The sequence below is a fragment of the Mesorhizobium sp. M2D.F.Ca.ET.226.01.1.1 genome (assembly GCF_004022705.2).
GTDB lineage: Bacteria > Pseudomonadota > Alphaproteobacteria > Rhizobiales > Rhizobiaceae > Mesorhizobium.
In genome coordinates this window covers 292,185-309,585 of record NZ_RZOY02000001.1, presented here as the reverse complement: position 1 = coordinate 309,585, position 17,401 = coordinate 292,185, and the positions used below count along the sequence as shown (strand labels likewise).

The window sequence follows — 17,401 nt, the reverse complement described above, 5'->3', positions numbered from 1 at the left end:
ATGAATGTCCGATGTCGTTTGAGCTATCTCGTTCGGACGAAGCCTTGAGGGCGGAAACAACAAGGAATGCACAACGGTGGATGAGATCGCGCGCGACGCTTATGCAGTACTTCTGCCCGCCTTTGAAAGGGCTGATTTTACGGACGCCTCGAGGTCTTTCTTCGATGCCGGCGGCGTCGCTTCGCTGCTCGGCTCGACGCGAGAGGAATACGTTGCGCGTCGCATGTCTAGAGACAGGCAGCAAACGGAGACGCGCGAGCTTCTTTTTGACTATCACAACCGCGCCCGGTCGCTTGCTGGCGACGTGCTGATCGCGATCGATTACGAGCTGGGAGGGGTCCACCGCCTCCACAAGCTTGCCCCCCAGCTTCCTCACCCGCGCGAGGTCCTGGAAATGAAGGAGGCCGAAATAGAGCATTTTGGGGTCGAGGCTGCTCGCGCAGCAAGGGCATGCGGCATCAACTTCTTCCTGGCACCGGTGCTCGACCTAGTGACCGGGAGCAACCCATGGCTGCGTGACCGCACCTTCTCCGCGGACGCCGATCTCGTCGGTCGCGCCACCTCTGCGTTCATTCGCGGAGTACAGAGCCGGGGTGTCGCGGCAACGGCGAAGCACTTTCCCGGTCACCCCCATGTTCCCGAGGATCCCCATGACAGCGCCAGTGCGACGGTGACCGCCGCGCTGGATGATCTCAAACCCAATCTTCGATGCTTCGACGCGGCCATTGCGGCGGGTGTGCGGGCCATAATGACCGGACCAATACCCGTGGATGCGATCGATCCGGGCGAGCCTTCCTCGACCTCAGCGAAGGTTGTGGCGTTGCTTCGCGAGACCCACCGGTTTCAGGGCCTGATCGTTTCGGACGATCTCGATCTGCCCGGGACGTTGCGCGGCCGGACCGTCGCAGAAACCGCGGTGGCGTCGCTGAAAGCTGGCGTCGACCTTCTTTTGTTGGCGTCCGGTCCCCAGGTCGACGAGGTGGCGAGTTACATCATCGCGAGTGTCCAGACTGGCAATCTCCGACGAGAGGTCGTCGCGCGTGCAGCGAGCGCAGTTCGTCGGTTGGCTTCGGACGCGGGACGCCGTCTTCAGGCCGCCTGAACGGTTCGCGACCAGGCACCAACGATTGCAAATGAACGTGTCATGAAGCGAACACAGCGCAGAAGCCGTCCTGGTGACTGGGCTTTATGGCCACTCCCATTTTGGAGACTGGATTTGGCATGCGAAGCGCGGCTGAATTCATAATCGTCGGCGGGGGATCGTCGGGCTGCGTGCTGGCGTCGCGCCTGAGCGAGGATCCGGATGCCTCGGTGCTGCTGCTTGAGGAAGGACCCAAGGACAGCAGTCCCTGGATTCATATTCCGGTCACGTTTTACAAGACCAGCAAGGGCAATCTCGTCAAACCTTATCCATGGACTCCCAATGCGGAGCACCTGGGCGATCCCGAGCCAACCATGGTGCAGGCGCGGGTGCTGGGTGGCGGCAGTTCCGTCAACGCCATGGTATATCTAAGGGGACAGCCGCGCGACTACGACGAATGGCGCGACGCTGGCGCCAAGGGTTGGGGCTGGAATGACGTCCTTCCCTACTACAAGCGCTGCGAATCCAACGACCGCTTCGCCAATGACCTGCATGGCACCGACGGCCCCCTCCCCGTTTCGGACCAGCAGTTTACTCATCCCATGAGCCGCAGATGGGTTCAGGCATGCCAGCAGGCGGGCTTGAGATACAATCCAGATTTCAACTCGGGCGACCAGGAAGGCTGCGGCTTCTACCAGATCAATGCACGCGGCGGCCGCCGCGGGAGCACTGCGGTCAGCTACCTTGGACCTGCTCGCAATCGCCGGAACCTTGTGGTCAAAACCGGCGTTCGCGTGCTGCGGATCATCTTCGCGGGACAGCGCGCCATAGGGGTCGAAGCGCTGGTCAACGGCAGGCGCACTCTGTTGCACGCAGGCAGCGAGGTGATCGTGACCGCCGGCGCCATCAACACGCCGAGGCTGCTTTTGCTCTCAGGGCTCGGCAATGCCGGCCACCTCATGCGGCTTGGCCTTCCTGTCACCCAGCATTTGCCAGGAGTGGGACGGAACCTGCAGGATCACATCGAGGTTTCGCTGATCCACGAGGTGAACGGGCCGTTCAGCTACGACAGGTACAAGAAGCCGCATTGGCAATTCCTGGCCGGGCTTGAGTACCTTTTTTTCCGTCGGGGCCCGTGCACGGCGAACGTCGTCGAGGGCGGCGCCTTCTTCCGATCCTCGCTCAATGACGACCGGCCCGACCTGCAGTGCTGTTTCATGCCGGGCGCCGGCGTCGAAGCGGGCCTTGACACTGTTCCCGGCGGCAACGGAACGACCCTGAATATTTGCCAAACCCGGCCACGCTCAAGCGGCTGGGTCGAATTGAGGAGCGCAGATCCTCTTGAGGCGCCGATCATCCGGCCGAACTATCTGCAGGAGCAATACGATCTCGACGTCATGTGCGAGGGTGTCGAGTTCGGGCGAGAGATCATGTCACAGCCAATCATCGCAAAACACCTTTCGAAGGAATATGCGCCAGGGCCTGTCCGGAGTCGGGCGGAAATCCTAGCCTACGTCAAAAGTCAGGCGCACGCGGCGCTCCATCCGATGGGTACTTGCAAGATGGGCAGCGACGATATGGCCGTCGTCGATCCCGAACTGCGCGTTCACGGGATCGATGGGCTGCGTGTCTGCGACAATTCAGCCGGTCCAAATCTTGTTTCCGGCAACACCAACGGCGTCGCCATTATGATCGCGGAGCGGGCAGCCGACTTCATCGCGGCCAAGCACGGATTTGCTTCCGTCCAACGCAGATGATGGAAAATAAATAGAATTGGACCGAGCGCCCGCCCTAAACGCTGCCGCATCGCATAAATCGGAAGGAAATCATGTCGAAGCTACCGGACTCAACATTCTTGCACCGCCTCGCTGATCTGGCGGATGCCGAAACCCTGCCGCGCTATCTAGTCGAGCTTGCCGTCGAGACCAAGCCGAAGCCCGGGTATAGATTCGATCCGGTGACCGAGGCGGATCGCGAAGCCGAGATCGCCTTGCGTGCAGCCATAACGGCAGAATTTCCGGACCATTCGGTGCTTGGCGAGGAATTCGGTGAAACGGGCGGCGGCAGCGACTGGCGTTGGGTGCTCGATCCCGTGGACGGAACCCGACCTTTTATCTGCGGCATTCCCGTCTGGGGAACGCTCATCGGTCTGACCAATCGCGGGCGCGCCGAGATGGGGATGCTCAGCCAGCCGTATATCGGGGAGCGGTTCTGGGCGGACGCGACTGGCGCATGGCGTCAGCGCGGCGGCGAGCCACAGCCGCTCAGGACGCGCGGCATCGACACGCTGTCCGACGCCATTCTCCACACCAACTCGCCCGAGCATTTTCACGGCGATCTCAAAGCTGGCTTCGAGCGGCTGAACAGCGCCGTCAAGATGACCCGCTACGGGGGCGAATGTTATGCCTTCGCCATGCTGGCGGCGGGCCGGATCGACCTAGCACTCGAGCCTTCTCTGCAGCCCTATGACATCGTGGCCCTTATCCCGATCATCGAGAAGGCCGGGGGCGTGATCACACGTCTCGACGGCGGGCGAGCTGAGGAAGGGGGCCCCGTTCTTGCCGCGGCCACGCCGTCGCTGCATCGGTTGGCTCTGAATGAACTTGTCCTGAACGCCTAACCTCAAGAAACTCACGTCAGGAACCGACAGCTTACCGGCCAGTTGCACATACAATAGCCTCTGATTGATCATGCAGGTTTTGGGGCGATCTGGCGATCAGCTTCTCACCTGCCGGCCCTCAGTTGCGATGACGTCAATAACCTCGAACACGGAAGTCTGATTCCAGCTGACGTTAGGAGGCGCCTGTCATGCATAATGTCGCTTCACAAACCTTTTCCGTGCGAAGTTGCGCCCCCACAGGCTCAAGGGTTAACTCACGCATATAACAGAACAGCAGCGAATTGGGCTTCGGTCTCTATCGGCCAGTCGAATCTGAGGCTTGTCTGACGTCCTCCCAGGACTTCTCGTCACATTGAAGGCGGGCAACCATGTTGCCCGCCTTTTCTTGCTGTGATCCTAGCACGTCTTGGGCGCCATCAGATCGTGACACGGACCGGCGCAAGGTGCGGTGATCGGCTTGTCGGCAATCCGGGAACTGGACAGATCGGCAAAGCTGTTGAACCGGTAGGGTAAAAGCCGGGTTTGCCCACCAGCCGAGCATAACGCTGACGAGCAATGCACTTGGTGCTGCGCATGTCACATCTGGATCATGTCCGAACCGTCGCCCAGATATTGCAGCACTTCCCTGGGGATGCCGGGGTCGCTCCTGTCAATCACGGTAAGCTCCTTCAGGTGACTGCGTTGGAGCAGGCCTGGCCCCTTGTAGTGCAAGGCGACCTTCGTCGAATAGGGCTGTCGGAAGGCATTGGCGGCGATGCCGCTGGCGATGCCGAACATGAAACGCTTCGCATTTCGTTTGACCTGGGCATAAACGCCGAAGGTGAGCTCATTGCTCTGGATGCCTTCGAAATCAGCCGTAAACAGCCGATCAGCAACTGGGAAGCTGAACCCGTAGTACTTGAAGACGTACTCCGTTCTTCCCGGCCTATCGAAGCTCGGGAACCGCTCGATATAGTAATGCTGGAGAAAATTGTTATTCCGATAAAGGCAGAATGCCGATTTTAGAATGAAACCTTTATAGATCGACGAAAACTGATACCGGTCGTAGACACCCAGGATCTCCGAATCCTGCACGCTTCCGTCGAAGACAATATTCGACAGGAAGTTGACAAACTCCGGCAGATGACGCGCGGTTGACATCGCATGAAAAAAATTGCCGTCAATTAGCGTCCTGAACTCCTCAGGGTTGGAGAAAAGGATCGGTACGCTCAGCCCGAAGAAATTCGCGATCGTGCGCAGATTGGCGCTGGACGGCACGTGCGCGCCTGACAGATATTTGTTAAATTGTTGCCGGTTGACGTTTAATTTGCGACAAACAGCGGCGACAGACCCGTGGCGATCGCACAAGGTCCTCAAATTTGCCGCGAGCGCGGCGGTATCCCCCGCGATGTGGTTCATCTTTGATCGCCTCCCCTATGACGCGAACAGACGCTATCTGTACGTCACTTTAATGCAGACTTCAACGAGGTGCGAAGTTGGCTGCAAGAGGCGAATGCGCCCATACTCGGGGCCAGATCAGGAGCGCCTGGCATGGCAACTCACGGCAAGACGGGGTGGTCAGTTATGGGGACCGGGACCATTGCCACGGAGCAGATGGTCGCGGGCATCAGAGCGCAGGGGCACACTCCGTTGTGGGTGGTCAGCCGCCGAAAGATGGATGCAGCTCATTTCGCTCAGGATCTCGACATTCCGCAATGGACGACCAACCTGTCGGATGCCCTGGGCGATCCTAACGTCGAGTTCACCTATGTCAGCGCACGTCTGAGGCGGCGAGCCCATTACATCACCGCTGCGGCCAAAGCTCGCAAGAACGTCCTTTGCGACGGCCCGATCTCCGAAAACAGCAAAGTAGCCGCTGAGCTTGTGCGTCTGTGCGACAGCGCCGGGATAGTGCTTGCGGTACATCATCCGTTCCGTGCGTCGGCCATCCACCAGACCATGCGCAGACTGATCCTGGATGGTGACATCGGGAAGGTGCAATCGATCCTTCTTACCCGCGAGGGACCGTACAAGCCCGCGGCCAAGCGCAGAAAGGACGATCTCGACAGCGAAGGCGACATCTATCTCGACATGTCAGTCGACGACATTGACCTTGCAAGGTTCCTGACGGGCGGAGAACCGCGTGAAGTTTCGGCCACTTGCACTATTGCCGATGGCAGACCCAACCAGATCTCCTATTCGTTTCAACTGAACGATGGCAGCCTGTTTCATGCATTCGAGAGTTTTGCGATCGCCGACCTGGAAAGCACGGTCGTGGTGGCTGGAGATCGCGGCACGCTGATCGCCCACGGTACGCTGAACGGCAAGGCTTCGGGTACGCTCATGCGTCGGCATGCAGCCAAGAACGAGCTCGTGCCGGTTCGCGACGGGGATTCGCACGTTGCTGCAGTCGAGGATTTTGTCAGCGCCGGAGAGCGAAGGCTGACCTGGCTGGCACGGGGGTCAGATAGCGTAGCTGCCCTTCGCGCCGCGGAGGCTGTGGCTAAGGCCGCCTTGAGGCGCCGCACCGCCACAGTTCAAGGAGGGCAGCAAACGAGGGGCCTCCTGAAGCGAGATCAATCTGTCCAGGAAGCTGCGGGCCAGTAACATGCGCCAGCTTGGGACCGTCGTGTTTCCCAGCGGACGTTCTATCGCGGGAGACGTTGGCTTCAGAAGGCAATGAGCAGGACCAGATCAGGATTGCCTGGTCTCACGGGATGGCCTTCCCGAATACCCCATTGCGCGGGATATCTGACCCGCGATCTCGGCGATTCGCCCTCCGGTTGAGGGGACATCCTCGTCAGTAACGCGCGCGACTGGTCCGCTGATGCTGATTGCGCCGAGCGGGCGCCCCGATTGATCGAAGACGGGCGCACCGATGCAGCGCCCTCCAATGGCGGACTCCTCGTTGTCGACCGAATAGCCCCGCTCCCGGATCAGCGGAAATTCCGCACGCAGTTGGTCGACGGTGGTGAGGGTGTTGTACGTGTAACGGGGCAGCCCCGGCTCTTTCAGCAGCACGTCAACTTCATGCGCATCAAGCCAGGCGAGAATCGACTTTCCAAGAGAAGTGGCGTGCCATGGGTTGACTACTCCGACGGATGCTCCCTGACGCAGCGTCTGCATGGCCTCGATACAGTCCACGACAACAACCTCGTGGCGCAGCCAAAGGGCGAAGCTGACCGTCTCGTTGAACTGTTCATGCAAGGTTTCCAGATAGGGGTGGGCGACCGTCCGAACGTCCCTGCGGTGGAGTGATTTCTGCCCAAGAATATAAAGCCCAATGCCCAGGACGTAGCGATTTCCATTCACCTTTTCGATCAGCCCATGCCCGACAAGACTGGCGACATAGCGCGAGGTGGTTGGCTGTCCCAGCCCGACCTCTCGTGCGATCATCGACAACGACATGGGCTGGTCAGACCGCTCAAGAACGCGCAAGACTGCAACCGCCCGATCGACTGCGTCGAAGCGGGCACTTTTTTCCTCATCGGTGAACAGGTCGTTTGGCAAGATCGTTCCAGCGAATCCCTTAGCAATCGCCCCTTGGTGCTCCTAGTCGAGCCGGCCGTCAATCAAGTCGCGGCGCGGCCTCTAACAGCATTCTTGTGTAAGAGTGCTTTGGCGAACGCAGGACCTCATTCGTTCGTCCCGCCTCAACGATGCTCCCATCCTTCATGATGATGATGGATTGTGCAATTTCGGAGACCAGCGGCAGGTTGTGCGTTATGAACAGCATCGCAAGGCCGTCCTTCTTCAGATCGAGCAGAAGCTCGACCACGGCCGCCTGCACAGACACATCGAGAGCCGAAGTGATCTCGTCACACACCAGCAGCTTCGGTTTGACCGCGAGCGCGCGGGCCACGGCGACGCGTTGACGCTCACCTCCGGATAGATCGGCCGGGTAAAGATCGGCAACCCGTTGCGGTAATCGAACGCGGTCAAGAAGCGACCGTACTTCTGCGCCGACCTTTGCCCTGTCGGCGAGTCCCGTCAGGCGAACAGCACGAGCGATGCTTTGGGCGACGGATTCTTTGGGGTTGAGAGAGCGGTCGGGATTTTGGAAGACGATCTGCATGGCGCTCAAATCTGTCTTTGAGCGACTTGAGACAGCGAACGGCATCAAATGCCCCTGGAATAACAAGCTGCCTGAAGCGTTGCTGTGCAAACCTGTCACGCAACGGCCCGTAGTGGTTTTGCCGCTGCCGCTGCCGCCGACCAGGCCCACGCACTCGCCTTTGCCGACCGAGAATGACACTCCGTGCACGACCTCGACGTGGCCGTGAGCTGCTCGCAGGTTCTTCACCTCCAGGACGCTCTGGACCTTTGCACCGTCGGCCTCCGGCACCGCCGCAGGACCGTCGGTTACCAGTCGTGGAATAGCGTCGAGCAGCATGCGCGTATAGTCGTCGTTCGGTGCCACGAAGACCTGCTTGCGGCTCCCTTGCTCGACGATTCTTCCAGAAAGCATGACGGCCACCCTGTCGGCCACGACGTTCACGACCGCAAGGTCATGGGTGACGTAGACCACGCTGGCGCTGCTGGACTTGACCAGCCTCGCTATCAGCTCAAGGATCGTCTGCTGGGTGGATACGTCCAGGCCTGTGGTGGGCTCATCCATCACGATGACCTGCGGAGACGTGATGAAGGCCATGGCAATTGCGATGCGTTGCAGTTGACCGCCGCTCAGTTCGAAGGGATAGCGTCTCAAAAACTTTTCATCGTCTGGTAGATCAACACTCCGCAACGCGTCACGCATCAGCTGCTTCATGCCGGTGCCCGAATGGCCATGCGCCGCAAGAAGCTCGGCCATTTGCTTGCCAACTGACATGCGGGGGCTGAAGCTCGTGGTCGGATTTTGTGGAACCAGCGATACCTTGCCGCCCTGGAAGGCACGTTTCTGCCGCCCCGAGAGCGATAGGATGTCGGTACCCCCAATCAAAATCTTGCCGGACGAAATACGCATTCCCGGCCGCGCAAAGCCTAGCAAACTCAGGGCGACCGACGTCTTTCCAGATCCCGATTCACCGATGATGGCCAGGACTTCACCCCGCTTCACATGGAGGGAGACGTCGCTGACGATTTCGCGGCCGTTCAGATCATGCATGAAAAGGGAATGAACAACGAGCGGGATTGCTTCGGTCATATCAAATCTCTTTCGACCGACCGACCGAGCGCGCAAAGCTGTCGGCAAGCACGTTGACGGCAACGGAGAAGGCGGCAATTGCCAGAGCTGGCGCGATTGCGATCCATGGCGAGATCGTGATGCCAATGCGGTTTTCGCTGATCATCAGACCCCAGTCGGCCGCCGGAGGCGGCAGGCCCAGGCCCAGGTAGCTTAGCGAGGCGTAGAGAATGATCGACCCGCAAAGTCGCACACCGAAGTCGGCCAGGACCGGGGTCAGCACGTTGGGCAGGATGTCAAGGAAGCAGATTGCGGCCCAGCTTTCCCCGCGCGCGAAGGCAGCCTCGACATACTCGTTCTTTGAGATGTCCATGGTGATCAGTCGCACGATACGGAAGATCCGGGGTGAATGCAGGATCACGATCCCTATGATGACCGTGGGCAGGCTTGGCCCCGTCGAGGCGAGAAGGACGAGGAGAAAGATGGCCGGCGGGAGCGCATAGATCACGTCGGAAATGGCAATCAAAAAAATATCGAGCGAGCCTCGCCGGAGCCCCGAGTAGATGCCAAGCGGCACCGCCACGACATAGGCCGCCACTGTCGAGCAAAGCGCGACGACGAGCACAGTCCTTCCGCCATAGAGGAAGCGACTGAAAGTGTCGCGCCCCAGAAAGTCGGTTCCAAGCCAATGCTCGTGGTTTATGGGCGCGAAGGGAGCGCCGACGATTTCATCGAATGCGTACGGACTGAAAAATGGTCCGAGCGAGGCAAGTGCAACGATTATGACGACCAGGACCAGCGCGATGCGAGCTGCTGGCTTCGCCAGGGTCAGGCGCAGGACGGAGCGGCGCATACGGTCTATCTCTCCGGCTAGGTCGTACCGCGCGCCACGCGCAGCCTTGGATTGAGAAGAAGGATCAGCGCTTCGGACACCAGGTTGATAAGTACATAAGTCGCCGTGATGATCAGCGTGATGGCGAGCACTGTCGGGATGTCTCGGTTGATGACCGCTTCGGAAAGCGCGCTGCCGATGCCCGGCAGTTGAAAGACGGACTCGGTGACCACTACTCCGCCAGCCAACCAGGCCGCGTTCAACGCGATCGTCTGGATGGTTGGCGTGATGGTGTTGGGAAGAACATGGCGGATCAATACCCGCGCGGGGCTTATGCCCCTCAGACGTACCATATAGATGTATTCGGCGTTCAACACTTCGAGTGCCACCGCCCGCACCATGCGTACGACCTGGGCCAGCGTTGTGCCGAGCAGGGTCAGGACCGGCAAAATAAAAAGGCTCGATTGAGATGAAAGCGGAAGGCTGTCGTTGATCAGCGAAACCGGCGGCAACCAACGAAGATACACCGCGAAAAGTACGATCAATATCGTGCCGATGACGAACTCAGGCAGGGCAACGGTGACGATTGTCGGAACTGATATCAGGTGGTCAGCCAATCTGTCTTTGTAGATTGCCGCGGCAATGCCGAGCACGAAGGAGAGCGGTATCAGGAAAAGCAGCGATGTGACCGTCAGTATCAGGGTATTGATGGCCCTTGGCCCGATTGCCTCCCAGACTGGCCGCCCGGAAGGTATCGACCGGCCGAAGTCGCCGGTTAGCGCACCTCCGATCCAGCTGGCATATTGCACGACTGCAGGCCGGTCCATGCCGAACTCGCGCCTGAGCGCCTCAACCGCCGAAGGATCAGCCTTGGCACCGAGCGCAGCCCGGGCCGGATCTCCTGGCAGATATAGGGTCGCGGCAAAGACGACGATGGAGACGGCAAAAAGCGTGACGGCAGCCAAGGCTATTCTTGTCAAAAGAAGCTGGAGCAAAGGCTTATTCAAGGAGCTCACTCTTCACAAACAGGGGGCGCCGCGGCCTTAGCCGGCCGCGGCGGCTTGCAGCCTATGCTAGATAGACGTTTTCGAATTGATAGTAGCCAAGATTCCTCTGGGTGGAGGGAACGATGTTCTTCACCTTGGCACTGGAGGCATCGAGAAGATCACGGAAACCCCAGATGATGTAGGCTCCCTCGTTCCAGAGGACCTTCTGGGCCTCTACGTAATACTCGCGGCGCTTGGGGCCGTCGAATGTGGTTCTTGCCTTGCTTACCCACTTGTCGAACTCGTCGCTCGTCCAATCCGGTTCGTTCCAGTAGGCCCCTCGCGCATAGCCTTGGCCGAATTGGGATTCGAGAGTGTGCTGTCCCCAATCCGAACTGCCCATCTGGGTCTTCTTGAAGTTCGGGCCGGAATAGTAGCTGTCGGGCGGCACGACCAGGAGCTCGATGTCGACGCCGATCTTCTTCGCCTGGTTGGCGATGAGGGTTGCCGACGCCTGCATGCCTGGAGCGGCATCCGAGGTGTAGAGGGTGATCGCTTGGCTGTTGTCAAAGCCCGCCTGTTTCAGCAGCGCTTTCGCCCGGTCAGGGTCATAAGCCCGTTGCGGCAGTTCGGAGGCGTAGTCTGGATCGGTGATGCAATGCAGGTCGTTGCCAATCCTGCCATATCCCGACAATGCGTTGTCGAGCAGTTGCTGGCGATCGATCATGAGCCTGAACGCCTGGCGAACGCGCACGTCCGTAAAGGGCTTCAGGGTTGTCATCATGAATTGGTCGGTCGTCGCACCACTCTTGGAGCGCAGCAGGGTGAGTGCGGGATTTGCTTCAATCAAGCGCGCAAGACTTCCGTCGAGCTGGGCCACGGCATCGACCTGGCCAGCCACCAGCGCATTCATGCGCGCGGTCGGGTCGTTGATCGCGATGAATTCGACCCCATCGAGATATGGCTGGCCGGGCTTGCGATAGTTATCGCTGCGGGCAAGCGTCACCCGCTGGCCGCGGGACCATGACACAAACTTGAAGGGTCCGGTCCCTATCGGCTTGTCGAAATCGGTCGTGCCGTCTTTCATAAGGAACATGACCTTGCTGCCCAGCACTTGCGGCAGCAGCGCATAAGGCTGTTTCAAGGCAACTTCGACCGTATTGGGGTCGAGCGCACGCACCCCTTTCGGCTCTAGGAGCGGCGCCAGATTGGGATAGGCATCCGCCTTGTTGTCGGAATTGAGAATGTACTGGATGGTGTAGACCACGTCCTTTGCCGTGAAAGGTGCGCCATCATGCCAGACCACACCTTTCTTGAGCTTGATTTTCCAGACGTTGCCCTCGGCGTTGTGAGTGAAATCATCCGCCAGCTTGTTATAGAGCTTGCCATCCTTATCGAAGTCTGTGAGCCGGTCGAAGATCGACTGGGCGACGGCGAAATCCATATCGCCTGTCGAGATAAAGGGGTTGAGCGACGATTTCGCCCCGGCTGCGCCTAGGCCGACGCGGAGCGTCCCTCCCCGCTTCGGTTCGTCGGCCAGGGCCGGGCGAAGCCCCGCCCCGGCAAGCATTATGCCGGTGCCCAATAACAAGCCTGTCTTCAGCACATCGCGCCGCCCGATAAGCGTCGAACCTACCTTGGGGGGATAGACGTCCTTACTCATTTCCTCATTCCCTCTGTTTTGATGGTTTGCTTTGGCTTATTCACTCGACGGACGGATGGCCGGGCCGGTCACGGCTTAGGCAAGCAGTCCGGCATGCTCGAGGGCCTTCAGGATGTTTTCCTGATCCTCCTTGGCCAAGTCGCCATTTGGCTTGCGCGGTTCACCCACCTTGCGGCCCTGAGCGTTGATGGCGAACTTGATACGGGCGGGGAAATTGACGCTCTTGGTCATCTCCCGTGCCAGCGGCGCGATCTTGTCCGTCAGCTTGCGGCCAAGGACGTAATCGCCGGCTGCGTGCGCGGCAAAGATTTCCCCGTATTGCTTTGGAATGACCGTGTTGATGCCGGAGATCGACGCCTGCGCCCCGAACAGAAAGCTCGCAATGTTCACGCTATCCGCGCCGGCAGCGATGGCGACGCGGTCGCCCACCGTCTGGACCAGTTCCGTCACAGGTTCCAGCGCCACTTCCTTCACGCAGATGACCTCCGGCAGCTGAGCAATGCGCTGCATGACGGACGGCGGGTTGAAGAAATGGTTGTAGTAGATGATGGGCAGAGAGGTCGCCCTCCCGACGTCCTGGATGAACTTGTCCAGCCCGTCCCCCGAGGGGGTATTGTAGATTGGTGGGCCAAGCATCAGCGCGCAGGCGCCGGCCTGCTTGGCGAGCAGACCACGCTTTATGGCGTCGCGCGTGGTGGTCGTGATGATCCCGGCGATCAAGCGCAGCTTGCTGTTGGCCGTGGCTGTTTCAACCAAGAGTCCGAGTTCTTCCGCGGAAAGCTCATCCCCCGAACCGGTGCTTCCCCCCACCACGGCAAGGTGAATGCCGGCGCCTTCCATGAACCGAAGCTCACCCTTGAACAGCTCCAGGTCGAGGTCGCCATCGGGCCTGAAGGTCGAGACGAGTGGCGGGATGATCCCCTTGATCTCGTCTTTTTGAAGCACAGTTGCCATTGCCAATCCTTATTTCACTCAGTGAAAGTCACTATTACTGAATGAACATCCCGCGAAGTGCTGAGGTTGTCAAGAGCGTTTCGCAGCCTTGGATTCGAATGAACGAGATCGGCCCTGCCGCCTCCTGGTTTTCAGTCGGCCGGACCCGTTCGCAGAGAACGCATCTCTATGTGTAGGGCTCAAAAGCCGCATATGCGGGCGACAAGCGCGGTCGCATGCCGACGTTGTCGAAAGCTCGCAACTCCCGGCGCGAGTTGCATCAACCACGTGCACAGCCAAGCGCCAAGACCTTGAATTTTGGGGCGACCGCGCTTGTTCGCAAAGGCACCCCAACCGATCCGTTAAGATCGCTGTTCTTGCGAACTGGAACGGACCATCCCGAGGACGCGATGCGTTATATGCGTCGCCGGATCACGAAATCCGGTGTCCTGCCACGTCGCATCGCTGGCGCCTGGCAGGGATCGCGGAGGCTCTAAAGTCGGCCTGATGGCCCCAATCGAAATCGATGAGGTGGGACCAAGCGGGCTGGCCGCTGTCGTCTACAGCCAACTGCAGTCAGCTATTGTCCGTTGCGCAGATCGCTGATCTTGGCCACAGAAAGCTGGACGTGCGAGAAGACAGCGGTCGTCCCCTCGCCGGTTGGCGATTGAACGCCCAGTCCTATACGCACCGGCCGCCTTGCGATGCCGGGCAGGGTGAACCAGCGCAGGAAATTCCAGTATTTGCCGTCTTCCGAAAAATGGAACGCGATCGTTTCTCCATCGCAATAGGCGCGCAGCCACACGTGATCGCCGGAGTGACCGGGGCCGTCCGAGTCATCGGATGTGCCGCGAGTCACCACGCTCACAATGGTCGGCTTGCGCGCGGCGGAAAATTCGAAGGCGATCTTTGCCCAATTGTCGTCATCGCATTCGATGAAGATCGCGCCGGCGTCGTATGGAGACGCGAATTCCACAGAGACCTTGGCAGACAATGCAAAATGCTGCTCGCCGATCTCGCGCACCACTCGAGTGACATTCGCGACACGGCTTTTGCCGCTTGGGGCGAAGAACCAGTCCGTGCGAGCATTGGCCTGCAGCCGAATCAAATCGTCCTCGATTGCCGCGATGCCGTTGTCGGCTCCTTCAACGCGCATGCTGTCGAGCTTCATGTTCTTTCCTTTCACTCCAGCAACTTTGTCTCGCCCGCTTAACCAGTTCGAACAATGCTCGGACCAGAGCGCTTGGCGTCAACGCTTGATCTTCGACTGACGCGACGCATCGACGGTCGGCAGAGACTGGTCCGAAAGTCAGGGGTGGAGTTCTATGGCCAGCCACACCGAATCGGTATCCGCGTAATAGCGATGCCAGGGGTAGGTCCACTCATTCTTGCCGGTGACCCTGCAAAACGGGTCGTGCGAATAGCCGACTGGCATCACCACGTCTTCATAAATTGTGGTTTCGTCGCGCAGTCGAAATTTCTGCATCCGTCCCGAGCCATGAATTTGTGTGTGTGTTTCCAGGAAGCGGTGCTCATTGTGGATGAAGCAGTCAGTGTCTCCCGGGGACCACCAAAGGTTCAGCTTGAGCGTGAACGTCTGTGGGGAGCCGGGCGCTGCGCGCTCGTTGGTGAATACCAAAGGATCAGTGCTGACCGTGCCAATCTCATCCTGCGGGGAAATGAACAGCGGCGTGTCGCGCGGGAAACTTTTGATTCGATTGCCGAGCCAGTCCCAGCCGCGGAACATGCAACCGCCAAGATTGGTCGCTTTTCGCACCTTCAGAAGCGCTGCCCGCTCCGCGGACTTGATCAGCCCGCCCTTCAGCCATGTCGACTTCCAAGCTGGCACGATCGCCGGATGCTCGTCGCCGGTGACCATCGCGCTGGGACTGATGTTCACAACGACGGCATCTTCAACCGGATAGTCGCGGACATCTTCGACGAGCTTGGCGAAGATGAAGTCGTCGGCAAACGAAAGGTCTCTCGTCTGGTTCGGCACGGCTTTGTCGTCCATCATCAAGGTCTACCTGCGCCAGACCACACCACAATGCGGGAGCCAAAAGAAGTGCGCGTCTGGACGATTCTTGTCGTAACTTGACGCCGCCTCTGCGTCATTTCGCGAAGTGCGCCCCATCCGGATGCGGCACGGCCGACCCCGGTGGGCCAGTGCCTTATGTCGCGGTCCGGACCTGCATCGAACGCCGAAACCCCAGCAAACATTCTCTCCCAGCGCGTCACCTTGCTTCGACGTTCCATGGATTGCGAACTTGTCATGCGCTCGCGATGTTTGCCTACTGTGGAAGATTGGCAGGGCCAGCTTTGACACGCGTCCTACAGACGTTCGGACAGGACGAGAGCTGTTACGCCAAATCCGGCGTAACCTTGCAGCGAAGCGCAGGTTGGAATTCGATCAGAGGATATCGACCCCCATGACAAGGTACGGATCGGCGCTCCTGGGGATTCGACCGCGAGATGAAATCATGCAGACTACCTGTGACTATATCGTCGTTGGCGGTGGCTCGACTGGATGCGTGATTGCCTCGCGGCTTTCGGAAGATCCTGATGCCTCGGTATTCCTGTTGGAGGAAGGTCCGCGCGACTTCAATCCCTACATCCACATACCCGGTGCCTATTACAAGACCGCTCAAGGGTCGCTCTTGAAACGGATCGCATGGGAGCCGACCGCAGCCCAGTCACGCATCGAGCAGCCGACCATGGTCCAGGCCCGCGTGCTCGGCGGTGGCAGTTCAGTCAACGCCATGATCTATATACGCGGCGCGCCATCCGACTATGCGCGGTGGGAGGCGCTCGGCGCCGACGGCTGGAATTATGATGATGTGTTGCCTTATTTTCTGCGGTCGGAAGACAACAACCGGTTCTGCAACCAGGCTCACGCCATAGGGGGACCGCTCGGCGTTTCCGACATCGACCACATCCACCCCCTCTCACGCGCCTGGCTGCAGGCGTGCCAGCAGGCTGGGCTGCCTTATAATCCTGATTTCAATTCGGGCGACCAGGCCGGCTGCGGTCTTTACCAGATCACTGCCAAGAACAAGCGGCGCAGCAGCGCCGCAACGGCTTTCATCAAACCCGCTCGCCACCGACCTAATCTACAGGTTCGAACCGGTTCTACGGTCACGCGCATAATCGTCGAAAATGGGCGGGCCGTCGGCGTGGAATATGTAGCGAAGGGGCGCAAATGGGTGCTTATGGCCAGTCGCGAAGTGATTGTGTCGGCAGGTGCGATTGCCTCGCCGAAATTGCTGATGTTGTCGGGGATCGGCCCGGCCGACGCTTTGCGCGGCCATGGCATTCCTGTCGTTGCCGATCTGCCGGGAGTCGGACAGAACCTGCAGGACCATATCGAGATATCACTCGTCTATCAGCTGAACGGGCCCCATAGCTACGACAAATATAAGAAGCTGCACTGGAAAGCCGCCGCTGGCCTGAACTATCTGCTGTTCAGGGATGGCCCGGCTTCTTCGAACCTGATCGAGGGGGGCGCGTTCTGGTGGGGCAACGCAAGCGAACCGATCCCGGATGTGCAATATTTCATGGTTGTGGGTGCGGGCATTGAGGAAGGGGTTGACGCCGTCCCCGGCGGAAATGGCTGCACGATAAACCTGGGACAGATCCGGCCCCGGTCCCGAGGGGAAGTGACGCTCAAAAGCGCCGATCCTTATGCCAATCCACGGGTGGCGCCGCGATATTTTTCTGACCCCTATGATCTCGATGCGGTGGTTGAAGGAACCATGGGCGCCTTCGATATCATGGAGCAACCGGCCATCCGGCGCTATATTGCGTCGAGACAAATCCCCTCCGCCGCGACGATGACGCCGATCCAAGTAAGAAGGTTCTGCCAAGAGGCCGCGCATGCCGCGCTTCATCCCGCCGGCACCTGCCGTATAGGCCATGACGATATGGCGGTCGTCGATCCCAGGCTCCGCGTCCACGGTCTTGAGGGTCTTCGCGTAGCCGACGCCTCGGTCATGCCAACCCTTATTTCAGGCAATCCCAACGCCGTTTGCATCATGATCGGCGAACGAACCGCGGATTTCATCAAGCGAGGAAAGTAGGATCACCTTGATCGTTCCAGCCGCGAAGACAAAGGCCGACGCTCGTCGGTCATATCCACAGCGACCTGCGCGTTAGCTCGCCGGCACTCGCCCCACTCAGAAGCCACAT

General features: G+C 59.5%; 14 protein-coding genes. 5 read left to right on the top strand and 9 right to left on the bottom strand.

The genetic code is table 11. From position 1 onward, the window contains the following. Positions 1-76: 76 nt before the first annotated feature. From EN869_RS01480 to hisN, 3 genes are all read left to right on the top strand, one after another. The gene (locus tag EN869_RS01480; protein ID WP_127227971.1) at positions 77-1,102 is read left to right on the top strand and encodes a glycoside hydrolase family 3 N-terminal domain-containing protein; all 1,026 of its coding nucleotides are present in this window, start codon (positions 77-79) and stop codon (positions 1,100-1,102) included. 86 nt (positions 1,103-1,188) lie between these two features. Continuing rightward, positions 1,189-2,838, top strand: a complete 1,650-nt coding sequence (locus EN869_RS01475; protein ID WP_245512357.1) for a GMC family oxidoreductase N-terminal domain-containing protein — start codon at positions 1,189-1,191, stop codon at positions 2,836-2,838. 71 nt (positions 2,839-2,909) lie between these two features. Next, on the top strand, positions 2,910-3,701 hold the full coding sequence (gene hisN, locus EN869_RS01470) for a histidinol-phosphatase (RefSeq protein WP_127227973.1): 792 nt from the start codon (positions 2,910-2,912) through the stop codon (positions 3,699-3,701). A gap of 576 nt (positions 3,702-4,277) precedes the next feature. Here hisN and EN869_RS01465 read toward each other — a convergent pair. Beyond that, on the bottom strand, positions 4,278-5,099 hold the full coding sequence (locus EN869_RS01465; protein WP_127227974.1) for a helix-turn-helix transcriptional regulator: 822 nt from the start codon (positions 5,097-5,099) through the stop codon (positions 4,278-4,280). Between the two features lie 132 nt (positions 5,100-5,231). On the opposite strand from EN869_RS01465, the gene EN869_RS01460 reads away from it, so the two are divergent. Next, entirely contained in the window at positions 5,232-6,287 is a 1,056-nt protein-coding gene (locus tag EN869_RS01460; protein WP_245489505.1) for a Gfo/Idh/MocA family oxidoreductase, read from the top strand. An 87-nt stretch (positions 6,288-6,374) separates the two neighbouring features. On the opposite strand, the gene EN869_RS01455 is transcribed toward EN869_RS01460, so the two are convergent. The 8 genes from EN869_RS01455 to EN869_RS01420 all read right to left on the bottom strand — a co-directional run bounded on the left by EN869_RS01455 (position 6,375) and on the right by EN869_RS01420 (position 15,233). Next, complete coding sequence (locus EN869_RS01455) at positions 6,375-7,190, bottom strand: IclR family transcriptional regulator (RefSeq protein WP_245489504.1); 816 nt, start codon at positions 7,188-7,190, stop codon at positions 6,375-6,377. A 58-nt stretch (positions 7,191-7,248) separates the two neighbouring features. Further along, positions 7,249-8,823 (bottom strand): ABC transporter ATP-binding protein, encoded by a 1,575-nt coding sequence (locus tag EN869_RS01450; RefSeq protein ID WP_245489503.1) that lies wholly within the window; start codon positions 8,821-8,823, stop codon positions 7,249-7,251. 1 nt (position 8,824) lies between these two features. Beyond that, positions 8,825-9,655, bottom strand: a complete 831-nt coding sequence (locus EN869_RS01445; RefSeq protein ID WP_127227975.1) for an ABC transporter permease — start codon at positions 9,653-9,655, stop codon at positions 8,825-8,827. Between the two features lie 17 nt (positions 9,656-9,672). Then, on the bottom strand, positions 9,673-10,650 hold the full coding sequence (locus EN869_RS01440; protein ID WP_281035891.1) for an ABC transporter permease: 978 nt from the start codon (positions 10,648-10,650) through the stop codon (positions 9,673-9,675). A 52-nt stretch (positions 10,651-10,702) separates the two neighbouring features. Next, positions 10,703-12,283, bottom strand: coding sequence for an ABC transporter substrate-binding protein (locus EN869_RS01435; protein WP_245489501.1), 1,581 nt, complete (start codon positions 12,281-12,283; stop codon positions 10,703-10,705). Between the two features lie 75 nt (positions 12,284-12,358). Continuing rightward, a complete protein-coding gene (locus EN869_RS01430) occupies positions 12,359-13,237 on the bottom strand; it encodes a dihydrodipicolinate synthase family protein (protein WP_127227977.1) in 879 nt (292 codons plus the stop codon). A 559-nt stretch (positions 13,238-13,796) separates the two neighbouring features. Further along, positions 13,797-14,387, bottom strand: a complete 591-nt coding sequence (locus EN869_RS01425; protein WP_245489500.1) for a DUF1349 domain-containing protein — start codon at positions 14,385-14,387, stop codon at positions 13,797-13,799. A 138-nt stretch (positions 14,388-14,525) separates the two neighbouring features. Further along, on the bottom strand, positions 14,526-15,233 hold the full coding sequence (locus tag EN869_RS01420; RefSeq protein WP_245489499.1) for a hypothetical protein: 708 nt from the start codon (positions 15,231-15,233) through the stop codon (positions 14,526-14,528). Positions 15,234-15,696: 463 nt separating this feature from the next. On the opposite strand from EN869_RS01420, the gene EN869_RS01415 reads away from it, so the two are divergent. After that, positions 15,697-17,292, top strand: coding sequence for a GMC family oxidoreductase N-terminal domain-containing protein (locus EN869_RS01415; protein WP_127227978.1), 1,596 nt, complete (start codon positions 15,697-15,699; stop codon positions 17,290-17,292). Positions 17,293-17,401 lie beyond the last annotated feature (109 nt).